Raw genomic sequence first — 16,155 nt, forward strand, 5'->3', positions numbered from 1 at the left:
ATCAAAAATCTATGCTAAATAGAAGCGAAGGTTGTGCTATCGTTAAGATATAAAGAGGAAGGTATCAAAAGTCATATAAAAGATTTATATTTTATTTTTTTTAAGTTATTATATTGATGTAAATATTTTTTCTAAATGTATTATCAATAACGGAGATTATGACTATGAAAAATGTTACTTTAGGACGCACCGGCATATGCGTTCCGCAAAATGGTTTTGGTGCACTTCCTGTACAGAGAGTTTCTATTCAGGAAGCTGCAAGACTTCTAAGAAAAGCTTATGATGGCGGTATGAGATTTTTTGATACAGCAAGAGCTTATAGTGACAGTGAAGAAAAACTTGGAGAAGCTTTTGGCGATGGCAAGGTCAAAAGAGATGAGATTATAATCACTACAAAGACAGCTGCCAAGACGCCGGAAGATTTCTGGAAGGATCTTGAGACATCTCTTAAGATGTTAAAAACAGATTATATCGATGTATACCAATTTCATCTAATGGGACAGTGTTATAAGCCCGGCGATGGAACCGGAATGTATGAGTGCATGCTTGAAGCCAAGGCAAAAGGACTTATCAAGCATATAGGTGGTACCGCTCATAAACTTGGAATTGCCAAAGAGCTGATAGAATCTGATCTGTATGAGACAGTTCAGTATCCTATGAGCTATCTGGCATCTGATAAGGAGATAGAGCTCATACATATGTGCAATGAGCATAATGTAGGTTTTATCGGTATGAAAGGTCTTGCAGGAGGACTTATTACTAATTCTAAAGCTGCCATGGCCTTTATATCACAGTTTGAAGGCGCTGTACCTATCTGGGGCATCCAGAGAGACAATGAGCTTGACGAGTGGCTTTCCTATATGGATGAAACACCTTCTATGGACGATGAGATCAAGGCTTTCATAGAAAGTGAGAGAGCAGAGCTCATGGGTGATTTCTGCAGAGGCTGTGGATACTGTATGCCTTGTACTATGGGAATTCAGATCAATCAGTGTAACAGAATGTCACTGATGCTAAGACGAGCCCCCAGCGATTCATGGCTTTCTGATTACTGGCAGAGCGAGATGGCCAAGATTGATACATGTGTTAACTGCGGCGCATGTCTTCCCAAATGTCCATATGAACTTAATATTCCTGTGCTTCTAAAAAAGAACTTGGAAGATTACAGACTGGTTCTGGCAGGAGAGCGCAAGGTAAAGTGATTGATACTATTTAATGAGCAAGCTCGAATCGAAATAACTTTTGAACCTTACGTCATGTAATAGCAATATCTGATACTTGTATCCATTATTATATTAGGATATACTTTAAAAGCTACACAAAAAATATAGTTTATGGGAGGAACTAATAATGGGTTTCGAAAATGTATGTAAATCACTAAAAAATTACTTTAGTAACAACAAAATACTTGCACCTCTTCAGATGTACGCACTTCCTGTCACTTTAGTATGTGGTGCTCTTATGGTATTGGATCTGATCATTCCGGGGTTTAATTTGGGCTGGTTTTTTACGTTAGTAAAAGTAGCTTTTTATCTTTTCTTCTTTATGCTTCTTGGAACAGAGAACTTTTTAATGATTGCTATAGCACTTGGCTTAAGAGCAGTGTATTTCCTTATTGATGAGATTCAGGATCTTGTAGGTGAATATTCTTATTTTAGCATGGGATCTCTCATATACGTTATTGTATTTGGTTTCTTAACATATCTTGCTTATATGAAATCTATCAAAAAGTAATACATTTTTGAATCAAAGATTCAATAATATTTCTAAACAGGACTGCAGTTGTGGTCCTGTTTTTTTGGCTGTTGATGAGCCATTAAAATATTACATCTTGCAGGTACAAAGGAAAATACTATTCATATTTAAATAATTAACCGATAAAAGAAAAGAGTGTATGTATCTAAGGAGGAGACGATAATATGAAAGACATCCGATTTTATGATGCCCCAAAATACAAATCATCTAATTATAAAACTTCCGAAAAGTACATTTTTTATAATGGTGAAGAATATGTAACAAGTTTATCGTTTGTGCAGGAACCTGATTTTGGCGAAGGAAGTTTGGCTTATAATATTTCTCAATATCCATTAGAGGATATTTTGGACAAATTTGGCGTATATATTTCGGATTTCTACCCAGATTTGAATACTGATAAATCACATACTTGTTATTTGGAATTTGCTTCAGATTCAAAGAAGAATATTGAAAAACTTATGACGGTTGTAGGAAAACATGTGTACAATCGTGAAGTCATTCAAGACAGTGAACGTTTTGTAGATCTTGTGGTGGAAAATGATGAGTAAAAAAATTTCAAGGACATTATATAGATATGTAGCATTTTTATTGGCTCTTACTTTATGCATGCAGGTGCTTGCTGGATGTGGCTCCTCTAATTCTAACCAAAGTGGCTTTACAACTATTAATGAGCAGCACATTAATGAAGAACATATAAATGAAGAAATTTTAAGCGAAGAAAAGATTGATGAGTCTTATATTGCTGAGAATATTATTGCTGAAGATCTTATTTATGAATATACCATAGATGAGAATACTATAGCTGAATCTTACATCATAGAATGTACGATTAGTGATAACATTGAAAAAAATATAGAAGAACAACTTCCTGAAGAAGCAGAGCTCTATCAAATTGATTGGAGATCAGTAATTGGTAAATTTGCAATAGGTACTTCTGTAGTGTTGGTTGTAGCAATTGCAAATGTTGCGACAAAAGGAAAAACCATAGCAGTATTTGGTACAGCAAAAAGTATTTTAACTACTGCTGTTGCCAGTGGAACTGGAATAGATGATGTTTCCAATATATTGAAGGCTAAATCCAAGACAGGGAGAGTTATTGGAGTTGCGTTAGCAGCAGCTTCAATAGCATCTTTACTCTCTACTTTGAAGAATGCAGGAGATTCAGGAGAATTAGAGAGTAAAGCAGTTGCTAAATATGCTATTGAAGGTTTTGCTGATGGATATATGTGGGGAGCTATTGGCGCAATCACGTTTTCTGCATTGGATGATCTTATAAAATCACTTCGTCCAAGTAAACTAAAATTTGCAACAGGGATTGTAGGGAAAATTGATGATGCAGGTAAAGTTATAGATGAATCTGGAAACGTAATTGGTGATGCTTATACCATTGGTAAAAAAACAATGTTTATTGATGGTGAAACAAACACGCTGGTTACATTTGATAAAAAAGGAAATCAAATTGCTAATGATATTGATATGCTTCAAGGTTTAGAGGGAGCATTACCACCAAATAGAAAACTGATTACTGGTGCAAAAGATGCCACTAAAATTGTTGAAACTGATGATACGGGAACAATATTTAAAACTATTACCAGAGCTGCAGATGGCTCAGATGTAATTGAATTAATTAAGAACGGATCATATACGATCAATGGATACAAATATACAACAGATAGTATTGGTCGAATTATAAAAGTTGAATTTAAGGAAATGAAATTAAAACCCGAGGGGACTTTTAGAAAAAAGATTGCAAACACAATTAGTGAAATTGGCCATGGATTTGAGAGAAATGGCGATGATCGTGGTCATTTGATAGCGGACAGATTTTTAGGAGATAATTCTGCGGCAAATATAGTTGCAATGGATGGTGAAGTAAATAAAGGCACCTATAAAAAAATAGAAGATGCTATTGCTGATGAAATATTAAAAGGAAACAAGGTTAGCGGTTCAATAACAATCACATATCCGGATTCTAATTCTTTTAGACCTGAATCATTTGAATATGTTTATAATGCTGGAGCTGGCGATGTTGTAACAAATATATTGAATTAAAAAGGAGATCAATTATGAGAATGCGCAGATTTACTGTTATTTTAATGATGATTGTGCTTTCAGCTTATTTATTAGCTGGATGTGATGATAAAGCTGAGCAAGGATCTACTGCATCAGATGCCGAAGCCACAGAGGCTGTTAAAGTTGGCAAATTCGCTCCAACAACTAACATAACATATTCGGCCGGTACTGATAGTAATTGGTCATATGGAAATCAGCGTAAGGAATTTCCGTCAGATATGGCTTGCTATGTAAGAATAGGATGTACAATGATTACTGATAAAGGAAATGAAGTAAATGATGAAATTATAGTAACGTATACATTTACTGGTGTAGATAATTGTGGTATATCATCTTCAGATGGTATAGTTGAAATGGTTGAAACAGGAGATTCAAATGTGGTTCAGTTTAATAAAACTCTTGTAGCAGCTAAAGCAGAAAAAGCTACTGAAGATGTAGTCATTTTTAGATATGATCCCAAAGGCGAAGGAAGCGTTAAATTAGAGGTTACATACGATGATAGAGTAGATACAAAGTATGATCAGTTAAATACTATTTATTTCTCGTCTGACGCAGAACTCAGTGAAAAAGAACTAGATGCTATTGATCAATCTGGATATAAGTCGGAAAGTGAAGCAGATGATATAAAGAATCAAACACACTGAGAATAAGGAGTATTTATGGAAAACAACAATGATAAATCATTGGTTGGTAATAGAGCTAAAGACAATCTAGATATAAGAAAAAATGACAATAAAGACTCATCTTTTACTTCAAAAAGTTTAAACGAAGGTAGTACAAATGATGGATTAAAAAAGCCAAGGAATAAGATTGCACTATTAGTGGTGGGAGCTGTAATACTGGTTATTCTAGTCGTTTGCCTTGGATATTATATTGGGGTTAAAGCGCCGTATGATAATGTCCTTGCTGAATATCAGGATACAATTGTTTTATATAATTATGAAATATCCTCATATAATACTGCGGTTGATGCTTATAATGAATCTTTAAAAGCAATCGATGAAGCAAATGTTAAACTTGAAGATGAAATAAATGTTTCAGAAGAAATAATAAAGGGCGATGCAGTAGCTTATAATCCTGATACGTTAACTCTTCTTTCTCAGACGGTAGAAGCAGCAAAAACAAGCTTTGCTGAGGTTCCTTCAGAAAAAAGTCATATACAAGTGTATGCGCCTGAAGAAGGCTTTGATGAATTACCTAAAGATACTCTTGAACAAAAAATAGCTGAAGTTGAGGGAAATATAACAAAAACTCAAGATCTGACCCAAAAATTAAATGAAGAAAAGTTGAAATTGGTTGTACCAGACTATACAGATATTATAGAGCAGTTGTCAGAGCAAAGGGGTGCTGCAGAAGAAAGCATAGCTATTCAAGAACAGATTACAAATCCGACTGAAGAATGGGTAATTGATAGACTACTAAATATAGGTGATCCTATAACAGAAATAGCCGCTGTTACAGAAGAAAATGATCCTAATGGTAATCTGAATAAGCAAGGAGGTTATACAGCATCAGTGTACTTTTACACATCTGATCTTACGGAAGTGCAGACTGGTGATATTATTAAGGATGGAACAGATGCAGGTGGATGTATAGAAGTATATGAGACAGTAGAGTATGCTGAAAGAAGAGACTCATATTTAGGAAGATTTGACGGAACGGTATCTTCATCGGGATCGCATATAGTAATTGGTACTATTGTTATTAGAACATCGGATAATTTGACTGCTACTAAGCAAAAATTATTAGAAGAACAGATAATAGCCGAGTTTACTAAGATGGAATGAAAAAGAATTATTGCTTAAATATATTTTATGGATAATCAAACTTTTTGAGGGTTTGCCAAGCGTTTTGAGGGTCTGACTTTGAGGGTCAGGCTCTCTTTTTGTGGGAGTTTTTTTATTAAGTGCATTTACTATAAATATATAAAGATTTTTTGCATCAAAAAAGAGGCGAATATCGCCTCTAAATTATAATCTTATGTTTTGTATTAGGTTTTTACCTTATTGATTTATTCTTAATTGCATTTTTATCTCTACGGATCTGAACATGACCATAGCCCTTCATTTTCTCAGACATCATGCTGTACACATCATCATAGTACTCAAGCTGTTTTTCTGAAAGGTATTCGTATTCTTCAAGTTCTTTGAAACGTTTCTTGAACTTCTGGAATTCTTCCTGAGCGGCATCTTTATAATTGTTATCCATATACATTTCACAGGAAGCCAGATAGCTTTCTAATTCTTTATTTTTCTTTGGTCCCCCGAAAAGTCCCATATGTCCTCCCCTAACATCTAGCAATTATATTGAAACCGTATATGGTACGGCTCTGTAAGTTCTTTAGAACAAAACATACTTTCACATTATAGCGTGTAGAGCTGATTAATTCAATAATTTGATTTAGTTTTCACAAAATTGTTAGAAATTGCGAATAAAAAGAGTTCCTATCAATTGATCAGTTTTGCCAGGTATAGCACTGAATATGAGAGTACTATATATGGATCATCTGTGTAAATCCTAATTTCTTATGTCCGAGAGCACATCAGAAACAGGAAGGCTTTCTTAATGTATATCGATTAGATATACAATTGTTTTTGTACTTTTAACAGTTTAATTTTGAACAAATAAATGATAAAATATCTATATTGAGTTTATGAAGAGGGGTTGACAGGTAATGGTGCAGATAAATATAATTGCTAACAGCACAGCACAGCACAGCACAGCACAGCACAGCACAGAATAAGTATGCCCATCTATGCCCATTAAGAAATAATTCAGCATTAATTTTATATGAGGGTAGAAAGCCAAATCTAGCAGATTATGCTTGGTTTGGCTTTTTTAGTGCAAAAATGTACAAAAATATAATATTTCTTAGGAGGTACTTTTCTTATGTTCAAAAAACGAAGATTATTAACTGGTTGTCTGGTATTCCTGCTAGCATCAACAATTTTTTGTCGGATAAGTGGCACTGCTGAAGCTGCGCAGGTATATAAATCTTTTAATGTAGAATACCTTGGTAACGACGATGTAGAAACGGAAGTAATTACGGTTAATGACGGTGACGTAATTCAGGTAACAATAGAAATCACTAACAACACCTCTGATTCTATGTATTATATTTCTTGCACAAGTAATGTTACAACAGGTGATTATCCAACCATAAGTAGTCATAATTTAGGTATATGGACCTGTTCTATTCTTGCTAATGGAGCTTACTCAGCAGCAATCACTGTTAACAGTGGTATGGGTAACTTTCATGACATCAAATTTAGAATAGCATATAATACTACGCCTCCAAGTGGCGGAGGAGATTCTGATGGAGGAAGTTCCACAGGAGATTCTGATGAAGGAAGTTCCACAGTTCAAAAAGAATCCGAATCTAGTCACACCCATTATTATTTTTGGTCTGAAGAAAAAGCTGCTACTGAAGACACAGATGGAGAAATGGTATACAGATGTGAGTGTGGAGCAGTGCAGTACCGAGTTCCTATAAGCGCATATTATGTGTTCAATAAGAACACAATGGAAAAGATCAAAAAAGCCGATAAGGGTGCTACTGTGAAGATTGAAACATCCAAGTGGATTTCTTTCCACAAGATGGTAATGCAAGCTCTTGCAGACAGACCTGATGTAAGCCTTGAAGTAAGCTTCCTGGACGGAGAGTATAAGGGCAACAGAATATCCTTCATAATCCCTGCAGGAACTGATACTTTATCACTTCTTGATGATAATGGATTTGCGGGATTCTTGTATCTTGCAGGCAAGCTCGGAATGACAAATTAAAAATTATCAATAACAGTAAGAATAAAGCCAGACCATCTGAACAGGTCTGGCTTTTTGTATTAAATGTACGGTTCTGTCTAGTTTGTCTGCGAAGGTCAATGTTGCGCACATCAAGAAGGCCGTCATTGATGTACATGTAAGCAGTGCGACTTGTTATCGGTATTTCCTGCTCATGTACTGCAAAGACCGGTAAAAAAGTATACAGCTGAAGACATAAAAAAGATACGCAAAAAAACAGGAACCTCACAAGGGTTCCTGGCCATGTGGCTTGGAGTGTCAGTAAAGACGGTTCAGGCATGGGAACTTGGCACAAACATACCAAATGGTCCCTCTGCAAAACTTCTTTCACTTCTGGATTCGGGGATTATCCAAGCAGATACATTTGTTGACAGTACAAGATAAAAGCAGCCGTTACCAGCTGCTTTTGTTAATGTAAGTCCATTTTACTTAAAAACTTCTTCTGATCTCTTTTGGCATAACATACACCTGTTACCTGAACAGCCGCGTGTTCAATGTCGATCCAGAAATACACAAGGTAGTTTTTAACCTTGATCTTACGAACGCCTTCACTGTGCCAGGGCTCTTCTTCAACAAGAAACTGTCTCTCAGGATTCTTGGAAATAGTCTCAAATGCTTCATCCAGATCGTCAAGCATAGCCGCAGCAGCATCAGGTGCCTGCAGTGTAACTGATATGTGATAGGCTATTTCCCTGATCTGTTCCTCAGCCTGAGTGGTAGCTTTCACTTCAAATACATTCATTTAGTCCACTCCTTGATGTCGTTTCTTATATCTGAGAGTACATCAGAAGCAGGGCGGCTTTCGTTTGCTTTTGCCTGTGCAAGTCCCTTGGCCATCATGGAATCAAATTCGTCTTTGCTCATTTCATCTATTGCAGTAGGAGCCTTGTGGAGTGTCAAAGAAAAGGGGATTCCTTTCGTCATTATGATCTGCTTGTAAAGCATGTTTATTACAACAGAAGCAGGAATACCAAGCTGATTAAGTATGCTTTCTGCTTCTTCCTTTACTTCGGGTTCAACTCTTGCAAGAACGTTTGCTGTTTTAGTTGCCATAGTCATCACCATCCTTTCAACTATATTATAATGTATATCGATTAGATATACAATTGCTTTTTGTTACTTTTAATGGTTTAATTTTGAACAAATAAATGATAAAATATCTATATTGAGTTTATGAAGAGGGGTTGACAGGTAATGGTGCAGAAAAATACAATTGCTAACAGCACAGCACAGCACAGCACAGCACAGCACAGCACAGCACAGCACAGCATTAGCTAATTGCGCCCTTTTTTCGTATAAAACTGCATATATCAGAGATAGATAACCGTCGTATTTGGCAGGGTAGTATACCCTATCAGATACGGCGGTTTTATTTATAGATAAATAATCTAAAGGAGGTTTTATACATGAAACAAAAAATGAAAGCGGAAAAGATGCTACTTGGCATTTTGCTCTCAGTTGTGATGATCCTTGGCCTGGTACCAAGGATGAGTCTGACGGCGCTTGCGGCTGATCCAAATGTAGCAATTTCACCAACAAATGGTGGAAGTGTCAGATGGTACGAAGCGCAGGTTGATAGCACTGATTATTATGTGTTTACGGCTACACCAGAACAAGGATATACATTTGAAAAGTGGACATTTACTAGCACTTCTAGTCTTGAAAATCCTTTGCGCTTAAGAAAAGATCTTTATGATGGTGGAGTCTATACCGATTTTACCGCTGTTTTTGTGCAGGATGCCCCAACACCTTCTGGCGGAGATAATTCATCATCTGATAATTCATCATCTGATAATTCTTCTAAATCAAATAAAACTGAGTCCCATACACATTCCTATTCATGGGAAGATGTAAGACCAGCCACGGAAGATGAAAATGGTGAAATGGTATACAGGTGCTCATGCGGAGAAGTTCTTTATCGTGTTCCTACAAGTGCATACTATGTATTTAACAAGAATACACAGGATAAGATAAAGAATGCAAAACAGGGAGCTACAGTAAAGATAGAAACCTCAAGATGGATTTCCTTCCATAAGATGGTTATGCAAGCTCTTGCAGACAGACCTGATGTAAGCCTTGAAGTAAGCTTCCTGGACGGAGAGTATAAGGGCAACAGAGTATCCTTTACAATCCCTGCAGGAACTGACACCTTGTCACTTCTTGATGAGAATGGATTTTCCGGATTCTTGTATCTTGCAGGTAAGTTTGGAACAGCAAACTAAGGATTATCAGTATAAGTAAGAAAAAAGCCAGACCTATGTTCAAAAGCTGAACAGGTCTGGCTTTATTTGAATTTGCCATATTTTACTGTTGTCAGAATGGAACTTCTGAGATGACTTTCTCCAAAAGATCTGTTGGTATATCAAAGCCTGATTCATCACATCCATCAGGAGCCGGGAGCCGGGAGTAGAGCCGGGAGTAGAGCGCGATTTTCATCTCTTCGCAAAACGCGAGTTTTACGAAGAGATGCACCCAAAAAACGCCACCTGCCGCAATTTTCCCTCCTTTACCGTTATTTCCGTGTTTTAGCCCATCGTTCCTTGCTTCTAACATCATAATCTCTTTCAGATAATTATTTCTGATTATTCTTCCGATATATAGAAAGCACTATATTTTTAATCGATATCTAATATCCATTTACTAACGCATACATCGATCCTCAATTAAACAGGTATATTATGGTGGATATATTAAATAAAATAAAGCGATTGCTACTTCCAAAGAACAAGGATGAAATCAACGACATAATCGATCTGAGCAATATGTCATCTGTTAAGATGATATGCATAATTACAGCTATTGCCGGAGTTCTTTCCATGCTCAGATATTTTATACTTTATTACAATAATCTATACGTTAATATAACAACAATCGCTACTATAGCTGTCATATTGCTAAGTCTTATCATAGCCGGGCTCTCAGAACTATTTCTAAAAGGCAAGATCCATGGACATAATGTGTCTGTATGTATTGTATATCTATGTATTATAGTAATATCTGCGTTCTGCTTATATACTTCATATACTAATTACAAGCTTGACAGGCAGATCCTGGTCTTATTTATAGCTAATATAAGTATAATATCTTTTATCCTTATCACGCCTTTATACCATGTATTATTACTGATTGTTGAGAATCTGTTCTTCTACGCTCTTTTATATTGCTATGATGGAGCCAAGGATATCGTATTTATCAATGCTCTTCTATATCTGGTTGTAATTGTTATAGTATGTATCATCAGTTATCATCGAATGATCGATTCAATCATCGCGACCTATGAAGCCAGACAGCTTGCTGAGGATTTTTATATAAAGTCTTCTATAGACCAGCTAACCGGGCTTATGAACAGATATGCTCTGGAATCTATCAAGATCAAAAAAGGCGTAACTATGCATGTTGCTATGACAGATATAGACCTTTTTAAAACATTCAATGATACTTTCGGGCATTTAAAAGGTGATGAAGTTATCAAAATGGCAGCATCTAATCTCTTCATAGTATTCAGGCGCAAAGACTGCTTCCGATATGGCGGCGATGAATTCCTTATCATGACTACAAAGCTTTCTGAAGATACTTTTAAAAGCAGGTTATCAACCTGGGCCAAAAGAGTCTATGGTTCCAAGGTTGAAGGAATAGATACTCCAATAAACGTTAGCTATGGCGTTGCTTCAGGCGTTATCAATACTAAGGAAGATCTAATGGAACTTATTGAAAAAGCTGATAACGAACTATATAAGATAAAGTCAATAAAGCATAATAACACTTGATCTGCTACATTATTTCAAATATAAAAAAAGCGGATATCTGACTGTACCCGCTATTTATCCGCTTTGATCTTTAGATTACAGATTCAAACTTCGCACTTGCCAAACATACGCCACCTTTTGAGACAGCGCCGATGCGGATAGTTTATAATGCATTTTCATATCTTTTGAAGGTGTTATAAAATTCAGGAGCATGAGAGATGGATTTTTATATTCTTCTTAGGGTCTGCATGTCTGAGCGAAGCGAGTTTCAGACCCTAGAATATAAAAATCCAGATATCATGCCCGGTTACAGGATGTAACTAGACATGTATAGAAATACATGGATGTATTTCTATGTCCTTGAATTTATAACACCTTCAAGATATGAAAATGCATTATAAACTATCCGCATCGGCGCTGCCTCAAAGGGTGGCGTATGTTTGGCAAGTGCGAAGTTTGAATTACAGACTTATCTTCTAACGCTTTTTCTAAGCTCTTCTCTCTTCTTGGCTTTATCAAGAAGCCTTTTTCCAAGCTCGCCTTTTACAAATACCTGACTGTCTTCTTTGACAAGAAAATACATATAAGAATCAACCACAACCGACTGCGGAAGTCCTCTTCCAACAAGTTTGAAATTCCTAAAGCCTCTGTTTATATAGTCATGCATCTGATCTTTTGATATAAATGCAGGTTTATTCATACAGTCTGCGAAGGTTTTCTTTTCCTGTCTGTTAGGACAAGGGAAAGGCTTGGAGACTTCGTATTGAAGTTGTTTCATGGCTTCATCACGATAATGCTTAAGGCGATTAGGACAATTAGGAAAACAGATTTCATCTACAAGTATCTCGACTCTGTCTGCCATAGGTTCAAGTCCTTTTAAAACTTCTTCGTTATGATTCATGTCATAGTCCAGTACTACCATGAAGTAATCCTTTTTCAGCTCATCATGAAGCTTATCGGGATCTGTTATTCTTTTGGTTGTTGATGAGATAAATTTGAAATTTGGATAATTTTTTCTAAGGTACTTCTCCAGGATATCTGTGTTGACTAATACCTGATTTTGGCCATTATCGGCCATTTGCATTATTAGATTGCAAAAAGTGTCATTAAGGTGCCTTTCCTCTATTAAAGGATTGGTCCATGTGAAGCGCATTGGTACATTTTTGGAATTATAAAGCTGAATAGTTCGTTCGATCTCGTTTTTAGAACAAAAGCCAAGGACTGTTCTACCCCCATTCCAAATGGCTCCCGGGAACGTTCCATAAACGCTTCCGACCCGGTAATTGTCATAAAAACAATTTGGATATTCCTGCATAACATCAATAAGAGTGCTATTCAGGTCTCGAAAAACACTAAAGCCCGGCAAATGCCAGTAGATATAATCTTCCATCCCCCATATCTTCCCTTCTGCTTTTTCGTCTATTATACTACATTTTGACATGTTTTCCATTGGGAAATATGGAGAAATGGGTAATTGAGCACAACTAAAGCTCCAAAAGCCGCACCACATCCAGCATTGTGCACATACGATATATTACATTCACCTAAGTATCTAGGCCAATACCATGCAAATGTCACAGATTCATTATGCAAAATTCACACAATTTAATCTTTATATTTCATGAATTTAAAGCTTAGCATAGTGATATCATCAAACTGCGGCGCTTCCTTAACAAAAGCATCGATATCTTTCCTGATTGCAGGAAGGAGTTTTTCAGGATCAAGATCCATATGACTGTTAAGAAATCCGGTCAGTCTATCCATGCCATAAAGCTTATTGTCCTTGTCAGTTGCTTCTGTAACGCCGTCAGTATACTGATACAAACAATCCCCGGGTTCTATGGTAAAAGTACCGGTCTTATAGACCATATCTTCCATGCCGGCAAGTACTATACCTGCCTTTATTTTCATTTCTTCATACTTGTATGTTCCATCTTCGGTCTTGTGCATAAGGAATGGATGCTCATGGCCGGCATTCACATATCTTACTTCACCATTTCGAAGATCTACAACCGCTTCATATGCTGTGATAAAAAGACCACCCTCATTGGATTCGCACAGAATATTGTTGACTTCTTCAAATATGGTGCCGGGTTCTATACCTGGCTGTGTGTGATCTTTGATAAGGGTCTTTCCTATAACCATGAACAGAGCTGCCGGTACGCCCTTGCCGGATACGTCAGCAACTACCATAGCAAGATGATTCTCATCTACATAGAAAAAGTCATAGAAGTCGCCGCCAACTTCCTTGGCAGGAGCCATGGTAGCATAGATCTTATACTCTTTTTTCTCAGAATATTTTGGAAATATAGACGGAAGCATGCTTGACTGGATCTGAGTTGCCACACTTAGCTCGGTACTGATTCTCTCTTTTTCTGCTGTTGCAGTCTTTACATCTTCCATATAGGTCTTAAGATCATCCTGCATCTCATTAAATCTTTGAGCCAGACTTCCGACTTCATCACCGCTTTCTACAGGTATCTTATGGTCGAAGTTACCTTTGCCGATTCCTTGTACATTCTTGGCAAGGACCTGCATCGGACGTGTTATGGTACCGGATACTGCAAAGGATACAAGGATGAGGATAATACCTACAACTGCAAAATATATAACAAAAAGCTTATTGATATTAAAAATCCTGGTCTGCATAAGTTCCTGAGACTGCTGCGTCATTAAGTCGCTTTGCGCTTTGGCATTGTCAGCAGGACTTGTAACTTCGGATGTATTGATGCTGGCGCAAAAGATCCAGCCAGTTTCTTCAAGTTTTGAAAATGCTATATAACTGTTGATCCCTTCATATACTGTTTCTATTATTCCTTTATTAGAAGTAGACAGCATATTTATAAAATCATCATTGTCAAAATGGGCATAGATATCTGAATTGAAAGAATCGCTATCCATATCATAATGAGCTATGAAGTTATAATCTGCATCTAAGATAAAACAAGTACCTGTATCTCCGATCTTCATAGACATAACATCATCTATAAGATCCTGAAGAGCTACATCAGAAGCTACTACGCCTTTGATATTGCCGTCTGCGTCTTTATAATCAATAGCCGCAGTGATGCAGGTATTACCATAAGTATCAAGGTAAGTCGGAAGCCATACCAGGTTTCCATCATTAGAAACTGCTTCTATATACCAGTCGCGTACTCTGGGATCATAGTCAGGATTGAACTGGTTGGATCTGGAGTATCTGTAAGATATCCCGCTTTCTGTTCCTATGTATATATTGTTAAGCATACTGTTGCATTCAAGATATGGAGCAAACATGTATTCGGAATTGGATAAAATGCTGACTTCATCTTGAATCTTCTGCGTATTCTCAACTCCTTTTACAAGGAAATACTTGGAAGAAGCAACTCCCATAACTGTCTCATCAGGTGCAGGGATTGCCTTGCCCTTAAAATTGTCACTATCTGTATACAGACTGTGTATATACATCGAAGACTGCGTTACTATCTTATTTACAGAATAGAACTTCTCATTGGCTGCCTGAGCCTGCTTATCAACGATTTTGACAAGATAATCTTCGGCCTGATCAAGGAGCGAGTCTTTGGCTATTGTCGAGGAGTTAAGCCCAAGTGTGATATTGGTGTGCTCGAATTCCTCCACCATAGAGTTCATAAAATAATAAGACGCCCCGAAGATGATAAGAAGTGAGCCAAGGGACATTATCATGATAACAAGAAGGATCTTAATACTGATTTTCATATTTCTAAACATATTTAACCTCATGTCGCGAGCAAAGTAAGTGGCTTATAGGGTTCAAATTGATGGAGCTCGCGGCATCAATCTGTTTTTGAAAATGGAACAATCTCAAAATTAAGCCTACGGTTAAATTGTATATTGATTAAGCGCAGTCAAAAGAATATCTTCTATAAAATCTTCATATGCTATACCCATAAGCTGCGCTTCCCTGGGCATTAGAGAATTCTTTTTCAGCCCCGGAACGGCGTTGATCTCAAGTACATATGCCTCATTACCTGTATCCGAAACCATAAAATCAACTCTGGCAAGGCCTCTTGCATAAGTGATATTCCAGACTTTCCTTGCTGTTTTTAATATTTCATCTTCAAGCTCTTTTTCCAATGAGCTTTTTGCTATGTCATAGTTACCTGTAAATACGATAAGCTGTGGGTCATCAGGCCTGTTCGAAGAAAAAAGGTCAAGATCTCTTCCCTCTACAACAGGAAGAGACACTATATCTCCTTTTCTTTCATATATACCTGCTGTATAGAATTTCCCATTAATATATCGTTCCAAAAGGATCGGATCGTCATATTTAAAGATGTCTTCAATCTTTGGAAGATCGTCAGGTCCTTGGATCAAGGTTATCCCATAACTTCCGCCCTGAGTCGGCGCCTTGGCTACAAAAGGATATCCTAAGGCATCAAAATCAAAATCGCCCTGCATGAATCTTGACTTATACAGAATCTCCCACTTTGGAGTTCTGATATTATATTTGTCAAAAAGAGATTTGCACAATATCTTGTCATTTATAAGGCTGGCAGCCCTCATTCCGCTTCCTGTATAAGGAATCTTCTCATGCTCCAGCATACCTTGAAGAGTACCGTCTCCGTACCCCTTGCCCTGAGTACAGACAAAGACAACATCCGTACCTGCTGCCTTGATCGTAGCCATAATATCCATGCCAAATTCTATAAGTTTTGTCTTATAGCCTTTTGAATTCAGGGCATCGGCTATATCATGAGCATTTTGTGAAGATGCATATCTTTCTTCAGAAGTTCCGCCATAAACAATACTGATATTCATA

General features: G+C 36.9%; 17 protein-coding genes. 10 read left to right on the top strand and 7 right to left on the bottom strand.

All coding sequences use genetic code 11. The features are described 5' to 3' along the window. Window positions 1-164 precede the first annotated feature (164 nt). The 6 genes from BMX21_RS06045 to BMX21_RS06070 all read left to right on the top strand — a co-directional run bounded on the left by BMX21_RS06045 (window position 165) and on the right by BMX21_RS06070 (window position 5,615). Entirely contained in the window at window positions 165-1,202 is a 1,038-nt protein-coding gene (locus tag BMX21_RS06045; protein WP_092042386.1) for an aldo/keto reductase, read from the top strand. A 148-nt stretch (window positions 1,203-1,350) separates the two neighbouring features. Further along, complete coding sequence (locus BMX21_RS06050) at window positions 1,351-1,734, top strand: hypothetical protein (protein WP_092042389.1); 384 nt, start codon at window positions 1,351-1,353, stop codon at window positions 1,732-1,734. Window positions 1,735-1,919: 185 nt separating this feature from the next. After that, window positions 1,920-2,303 (top strand): hypothetical protein, encoded by a 384-nt coding sequence (locus tag BMX21_RS06055; protein WP_092042392.1) that lies wholly within the window; start codon window positions 1,920-1,922, stop codon window positions 2,301-2,303. Further along, entirely contained in the window at window positions 2,296-3,807 is a 1,512-nt protein-coding gene (locus tag BMX21_RS06060) for a DNA/RNA non-specific endonuclease (protein ID WP_177173948.1), read from the top strand. The genes BMX21_RS06055 and BMX21_RS06060 overlap by 8 nt, the downstream gene beginning before the upstream one ends. A 14-nt stretch (window positions 3,808-3,821) precedes the next feature. Beyond that, on the top strand, window positions 3,822-4,472 hold the full coding sequence (locus tag BMX21_RS06065; protein ID WP_092042397.1) for a hypothetical protein: 651 nt from the start codon (window positions 3,822-3,824) through the stop codon (window positions 4,470-4,472). A gap of 15 nt (window positions 4,473-4,487) precedes the next feature. Further along, window positions 4,488-5,615: a hypothetical protein gene (locus tag BMX21_RS06070; RefSeq protein ID WP_092042400.1), complete on the top strand. Its 1,128-nt coding sequence runs from the start codon at window positions 4,488-4,490 to the stop codon at window positions 5,613-5,615. Between the two features lie 211 nt (window positions 5,616-5,826). Here BMX21_RS06070 and BMX21_RS06075 read toward each other — a convergent pair whose 3' ends face one another. Continuing rightward, window positions 5,827-6,105 (bottom strand): hypothetical protein, encoded by a 279-nt coding sequence (locus BMX21_RS06075; protein WP_022753180.1) that lies wholly within the window; start codon window positions 6,103-6,105, stop codon window positions 5,827-5,829. Window positions 6,106-6,717: 612 nt separating this feature from the next. Here BMX21_RS06075 and BMX21_RS06080 point away from each other — a divergent pair. Together BMX21_RS06080 and BMX21_RS20170 are read left to right on the top strand one after the other, a co-directional pair. Next, complete coding sequence (locus tag BMX21_RS06080) at window positions 6,718-7,611, top strand: hypothetical protein (protein WP_092042403.1); 894 nt, start codon at window positions 6,718-6,720, stop codon at window positions 7,609-7,611. Between the two features lie 150 nt (window positions 7,612-7,761). Further along, window positions 7,762-8,013, top strand: a complete 252-nt coding sequence (locus BMX21_RS20170) for a helix-turn-helix domain-containing protein (protein ID WP_092042406.1) — start codon at window positions 7,762-7,764, stop codon at window positions 8,011-8,013. Window positions 8,014-8,038: 25 nt separating this feature from the next. On the opposite strand, the gene BMX21_RS06090 is transcribed toward BMX21_RS20170, so the two are convergent. Next, window positions 8,039-8,371: a type II toxin-antitoxin system RelE/ParE family toxin gene (locus BMX21_RS06090; protein WP_092042409.1), complete on the bottom strand. Its 333-nt coding sequence runs from the start codon at window positions 8,369-8,371 to the stop codon at window positions 8,039-8,041. After that, window positions 8,368-8,682, bottom strand: a complete 315-nt coding sequence (locus BMX21_RS06095) for a type II toxin-antitoxin system RelB/DinJ family antitoxin (RefSeq protein ID WP_092042624.1) — start codon at window positions 8,680-8,682, stop codon at window positions 8,368-8,370. The genes BMX21_RS06090 and BMX21_RS06095 overlap by 4 nt, the downstream gene beginning before the upstream one ends. A gap of 353 nt (window positions 8,683-9,035) precedes the next feature. On the opposite strand from BMX21_RS06095, the gene BMX21_RS06100 reads away from it, so the two are divergent. After that, window positions 9,036-9,851: an InlB B-repeat-containing protein gene (locus BMX21_RS06100; protein WP_092042412.1), complete on the top strand. Its 816-nt coding sequence runs from the start codon at window positions 9,036-9,038 to the stop codon at window positions 9,849-9,851. A gap of 91 nt (window positions 9,852-9,942) precedes the next feature. On the opposite strand, the gene BMX21_RS06105 is transcribed toward BMX21_RS06100, so the two are convergent. Beyond that, complete coding sequence (locus BMX21_RS06105; protein ID WP_143057208.1) at window positions 9,943-10,185, bottom strand: hypothetical protein; 243 nt, start codon at window positions 10,183-10,185, stop codon at window positions 9,943-9,945. Between the two features lie 122 nt (window positions 10,186-10,307). Here BMX21_RS06105 and BMX21_RS06110 point away from each other — a divergent pair, with 122 nt between their 5' ends. Beyond that, window positions 10,308-11,396 carry a GGDEF domain-containing protein gene (locus BMX21_RS06110; protein WP_092042418.1) on the top strand — a complete coding sequence of 363 codons (1,089 nt, stop codon included), beginning with the start codon at window positions 10,308-10,310 and terminating at the stop codon, window positions 11,394-11,396. A gap of 448 nt (window positions 11,397-11,844) precedes the next feature. On the opposite strand, the gene BMX21_RS06115 is transcribed toward BMX21_RS06110, so the two are convergent. The 3 genes from BMX21_RS06115 to BMX21_RS06125 all read right to left on the bottom strand — a co-directional run bounded on the left by BMX21_RS06115 (window position 11,845) and on the right by BMX21_RS06125 (window position 16,154). After that, complete coding sequence (locus tag BMX21_RS06115) at window positions 11,845-12,765, bottom strand: hypothetical protein (protein ID WP_143057209.1); 921 nt, start codon at window positions 12,763-12,765, stop codon at window positions 11,845-11,847. 215 nt (window positions 12,766-12,980) lie between these two features. Beyond that, window positions 12,981-15,104, bottom strand: a complete 2,124-nt coding sequence (locus tag BMX21_RS06120) for a SpoIIE family protein phosphatase (protein ID WP_177173949.1) — start codon at window positions 15,102-15,104, stop codon at window positions 12,981-12,983. A 111-nt stretch (window positions 15,105-15,215) separates the two neighbouring features. Further along, entirely contained in the window at window positions 15,216-16,154 is a 939-nt protein-coding gene (locus BMX21_RS06125; RefSeq protein ID WP_092042426.1) for a D-alanine--D-alanine ligase family protein, read from the bottom strand. Between the last annotated feature and the right edge of the window lies 1 nt (window position 16,155).

Origin of the sequence: Butyrivibrio sp. TB, from assembly GCF_900110805.1 — a bacterium.
GTDB lineage: Bacteria > Bacillota > Clostridia > Lachnospirales > Lachnospiraceae > Butyrivibrio > Butyrivibrio fibrisolvens_C.

Bases quoted from the DNA above. Each gene is read 5' to 3' on its own strand.
- BMX21_RS06055 (WP_092042392.1), top strand. From the start codon at position 1,920: ATGAAAGACATCCGATTTTATGATGCCCCAAAATACAAATCATCTAAT.
- BMX21_RS06080 (WP_092042403.1), top strand. From the start codon at position 6,718: ATGTTCAAAAAACGAAGATTATTAACTGGTTGTCTGGTATTCCTGCTA.
- BMX21_RS06090 (WP_092042409.1), bottom strand. From the start codon at position 8,371: ATGAATGTATTTGAAGTGAAAGCTACCACTCAGGCTGAGGAACAGATC.
- BMX21_RS06060 (WP_177173948.1), top strand. From the start codon at position 2,296: ATGAGTAAAAAAATTTCAAGGACATTATATAGATATGTAGCATTTTTA.
- BMX21_RS06075 (WP_022753180.1), bottom strand. From the start codon at position 6,105: ATGGGACTTTTCGGGGGACCAAAGAAAAATAAAGAATTAGAAAGCTAT.
- BMX21_RS06125 (WP_092042426.1), bottom strand. From the start codon at position 16,154: ATGAATATCAGTATTGTTTATGGCGGAACTTCTGAAGAAAGATATGCA.
- BMX21_RS06050 (WP_092042389.1), top strand. From the start codon at position 1,351: ATGGGTTTCGAAAATGTATGTAAATCACTAAAAAATTACTTTAGTAAC.
- BMX21_RS06045 (WP_092042386.1), top strand. From the start codon at position 165: ATGAAAAATGTTACTTTAGGACGCACCGGCATATGCGTTCCGCAAAAT.
- BMX21_RS06065 (WP_092042397.1), top strand. From the start codon at position 3,822: ATGAGAATGCGCAGATTTACTGTTATTTTAATGATGATTGTGCTTTCA.
- BMX21_RS06070 (WP_092042400.1), top strand. From the start codon at position 4,488: ATGGAAAACAACAATGATAAATCATTGGTTGGTAATAGAGCTAAAGAC.
- BMX21_RS06120 (WP_177173949.1), bottom strand. From the start codon at position 15,104: ATGTTTAGAAATATGAAAATCAGTATTAAGATCCTTCTTGTTATCATG.
- BMX21_RS06115 (WP_143057209.1), bottom strand. From the start codon at position 12,765: ATGGAAGATTATATCTACTGGCATTTGCCGGGCTTTAGTGTTTTTCGA.
- BMX21_RS06110 (WP_092042418.1), top strand. From the start codon at position 10,308: ATGGTGGATATATTAAATAAAATAAAGCGATTGCTACTTCCAAAGAAC.
- BMX21_RS06095 (WP_092042624.1), bottom strand. From the start codon at position 8,682: ATGGCAACTAAAACAGCAAACGTTCTTGCAAGAGTTGAACCCGAAGTA.
- BMX21_RS06100 (WP_092042412.1), top strand. From the start codon at position 9,036: ATGAAACAAAAAATGAAAGCGGAAAAGATGCTACTTGGCATTTTGCTC.
- BMX21_RS06105 (WP_143057208.1), bottom strand. From the start codon at position 10,185: ATGATGTTAGAAGCAAGGAACGATGGGCTAAAACACGGAAATAACGGT.